We start from the raw sequence: 3,442 nt of genomic DNA, 5'->3' as shown, positions 1-3,442 counted from the left end.
TTAATTTAATTGTTATAAATTGCCAATAACCTATATCAAAATAAATTATTTTTGTTTAATATATTGAACAAAGTGCAAAATTAATTTATATTATGTTTAAGATAAAAAACAAAATATAAGGAGATCTTATGTGTGACTTCAGTTATTTAAAAACAGTAATAAAGCGAAAAAACATATCATTACAAACAGTTGCCGATGCCTGCCACATGACTAAAGGCTACCTAAGCCAGCTAATTAATAATAAAATTAAAAATCCAAGTGCACAAAAATTACAATCACTTCATCAATATTTACAAATTGAAGAATCAACCCAAAACAAAAAAGTGGGGGTTATTTTTGGTAAGTTTTATCCTTTACATACAGGGCATATCTATCTCATTCAGCGCGCAATCAGCCAAGTGGATGAACTCTATGTCGTACTTTGTTCTGATACAACTCGTGATATGACACTATTTGAACAAAGTGCTATGTCCCGCCAACCAACAATTAACGATCGTATTCGCTGGTTACTGCAAACTTTTAAATATCAAAAAAATATCCACATTGAATTACTCGAAGAAGACGGTATTCCAGCTTATCCTAATGGTTGGCATGAATGGAGTGAGCGGGTAAAAAAATTATTTAAAACCAAAGGAATTAACCCTGATCTTGTGTATTCAAGCGAACCACAAGATGTTGCTATGTATAAAGATTTGTTTGATCTAGAAACCGTCTTAATTGATCCAAAACGACAATTTATGCAAATAAGTGGTACTCAAATCCGTCAAGCACCGCTAAAAAACTGGCAATACATACCAACCGAAGTTAGACCATTTTTTGTTAGAACCGTTGCCATTTTAGGAGGTGAATCTAGTGGTAAATCGACTTTAGTGAATAAACTAGCAAACGTATTTAACACAACCAGTGCATGGGAATATGGTCGGGATTATGTATTTTCTCAACTTGGCGGGGACGAGCGCGCATTACAGTATGCTGACTACGATAAAATCGCATTAGGGCATGCACAATATATCGATTTTGCCATAAAACATGCCAATAAAATTTCATTTATTGATACCGATTTTGTGACAACTCAAGCTTTTTGTAAAAAATATGAAGGTAAAGAACATCCATTTTTACAAGCTATGATCAATAACTATCGTTTTGATTTAGTGATTTTACTTGGCAATAACACGCCATGGGTGGCTGACGGTTTACGTCATTTAGGCAGTCCAAAACAACGTAAAGATTTTCAAAAACTATTAATAACGTTATTAGAAAAAAATAATATCAAATATATAGAAATAGAATCGCCCGATTACGAAGAACGTTATTTACGTTGCATTGAACTAGTTAATCAACTTATTAATGATGAAGAGTAATGAATTATGAATAAATTAAGCAATCTTGCCATTTTAATTGGACGCAGTAAATTCTATCCATTTTTTTGTATATTATGTGTAACGCTAGCATTCTTATACACTGACCCATTTACTGAATTTGATTTACGCTATGCTACTTCTTACATAGGCGCTTTTTGCGGTCTGCTATGTGTTATCTTATTAGCAAAACGTAAAAACATGGGGAATGTATTAGGTATGTTTGCCGTAGTTGCAGAATGTTGTGCTAATGTTCTTGGCGGCAATATTGGTGCAGGACTACCGCCAGTCTACTATTTTTGTTCACACATCTATGGTTTATTCACTTGGAAAAAGAACCTTGATAATAATAAAAACGTTAAAGTTCGCTCACTCAATGAAACCACATTTTTATATACAATCATATTTCTTATTATTGCCGCTTTTATTAATATTTATTTAACGGATAAAATTGGTGCAACTAATACAACCTACCAACTAATAACTAACTGTTTTATATTTGGTCTAGGTATTGTTGCTCAATTATTATTGATGATGCGCTATGCGTTTAACTGGTATTTATGGGTTATATTAAATGTACTGGTAATTGGTTTAAATATCTATACCGACAATATCGTTATTGCAACACAATACTTAATTTACTTGTTTAATGCTATTTATGGAATCTGTGAATGGGAACGTTCTAAACTGAAACAATAAATATATTAGATATTGTCAAAAGATTTTAGGACCAAATGTGTTTCAAATAGAAAATAAATATTTTATTTCCTATTTGAAATGCAGACCTATTATTCTATATCACCTTTAATTAAAGGAACAAATATTACCTCACCCATATCTTTCACGATAAAATTATGTCCATCACGCTCAATTAATTGGAGTGTCTGTTTATTTTCACCAACCGGAATAACTAGCCGGCCTTTATCTGCTAATTGTTCTAATAAACTTTGTGGCACTTCGGATGCGGCGGCAGTAACGATAATACCATCAAATGGCCCTCGCTCTGGCCAACCTAACCAACCATCACCATGGCGTGTCGAAATATTATGAATATCAAGTTGTTTTAAACGGCGTTTAGTATTCCATTGCAAACTCTTGATACGTTCCAGCGAACAAACATGTTCAACTAATTTTGCCAAAACCGCAGTTTGATATCCCGATCCTGTACCAATTTCGAGCACTTTTGAGTGAGGCTCTAACCTTAATAATTCGGTCATCTTTGCTACAATATAGGGCTGAGAAATAGTTTGCCCATTACCTATTGGTAAGGGACAATTATCATAAGCTTGATGGGACAACGCCTCATCAACAAAATGTTCTCGAGGAATTGAAGCGATAGCATCTAAAACTCGCTCATCTTTTATTGCTTGTTGACGCAAAAATTTAATTAGGGACTGCATTTTTGGGCTTTGCATTTTGGCTACTCATTTTCTATTATTAATTCACGTATCACACTTGTTGCATAACAACCTGATGGCAAATAAAAATCAAGTTCAAGACTATGACAATCTAACCATTGCCAATTGAGTTGATCTGCTCGTAACAATAGTGAGCGCCTTGCTGTCTCAACGCGCTCTTTTTTAAATAGATCATAAAATTCAGACCAATTTTCTAAACATTCTTGTTCAAACTCCAACGCTTTAAATTGTGTACCTAGTGGTGAATCCCCCATCATTGGTGCTGTAACATTAATCTCACCGTTTTCTAAACGTGCTTGTAACAATGCTAACTCATCTGTTTGTGCAACAAACCAACTACTGCGTTGTGCTAGTTGTAATATATCGCCATCAATAACAGTTTTATGAAGCTGTTGTTCAATTCGTTTACTCACAATGTCGTTAAAAATAGCACTTCTCGCTGCAGAGAGATAAAAACTTCTTTTTTTTCTATCTTTAACCGTAATAGCCCCTTTTGCCCAGTTTATAGCTTGGGTAATATTATTTTCACCACGGCCAAAGCGTTGCTCACCAAAATAATTAGGCACACCATGTTGTTTGATCAATGCTAATTTAGATTCGATTTCAGATTGAGCGGTTAAATCTCTTAAAATAATTTTAAAATAGTTACCTTTTAACGCCCCTATT

At 33.8% G+C, this 3,442-nt stretch carries 4 protein-coding genes; 2 read left to right on the top strand and 2 right to left on the bottom strand.

Annotation, left to right across the window (positions count from 1 at the left end; translation table 11 throughout):
• The first annotated feature begins 128 nt into the window (after positions 1 to 128).
• Both nadR and pnuC read left to right on the top strand, forming a co-directional pair.
• Entirely contained in the window at positions 129 to 1,361 is a 1,233-nt protein-coding gene (nadR, locus tag A9G45_RS03115) for a multifunctional transcriptional regulator/nicotinamide-nucleotide adenylyltransferase/ribosylnicotinamide kinase NadR (RefSeq protein ID WP_065567916.1), read from the top strand.
• A gap of 6 nt (positions 1,362 to 1,367) precedes the next feature.
• Entirely contained in the window at positions 1,368 to 2,057 is a 690-nt protein-coding gene (gene pnuC / locus A9G45_RS03110; RefSeq protein WP_065567915.1) for a nicotinamide riboside transporter PnuC, read from the top strand.
• 89 nt (positions 2,058 to 2,146) lie between these two features.
• Here the strand turns inward: pnuC and A9G45_RS03105 are convergent, their stop codons facing one another.
• Both A9G45_RS03105 and truD read right to left on the bottom strand, forming a co-directional pair.
• Positions 2,147 to 2,773: a protein-L-isoaspartate(D-aspartate) O-methyltransferase gene (locus tag A9G45_RS03105; protein WP_065567914.1), complete on the bottom strand. Its 627-nt coding sequence runs from the start codon at positions 2,771 to 2,773 to the stop codon at positions 2,147 to 2,149.
• A 5-nt stretch (positions 2,774 to 2,778) separates the two neighbouring features.
• Positions 2,779 to 3,442, bottom strand: a 664-nt coding sequence (gene truD / locus A9G45_RS03100; protein WP_141673583.1) for a tRNA pseudouridine(13) synthase TruD, incomplete at its 5' end; no start/stop codon positions are given.

The sequence above is a fragment of the Gilliamella sp. HK2 genome (assembly GCF_001690265.1).
GTDB classification, from domain to species: Bacteria; Pseudomonadota; Gammaproteobacteria; order Enterobacterales; family Orbaceae; genus Gilliamella; species Gilliamella apicola_C.
This window is presented reverse-complemented; position numbering and strand designations above follow the sequence as displayed.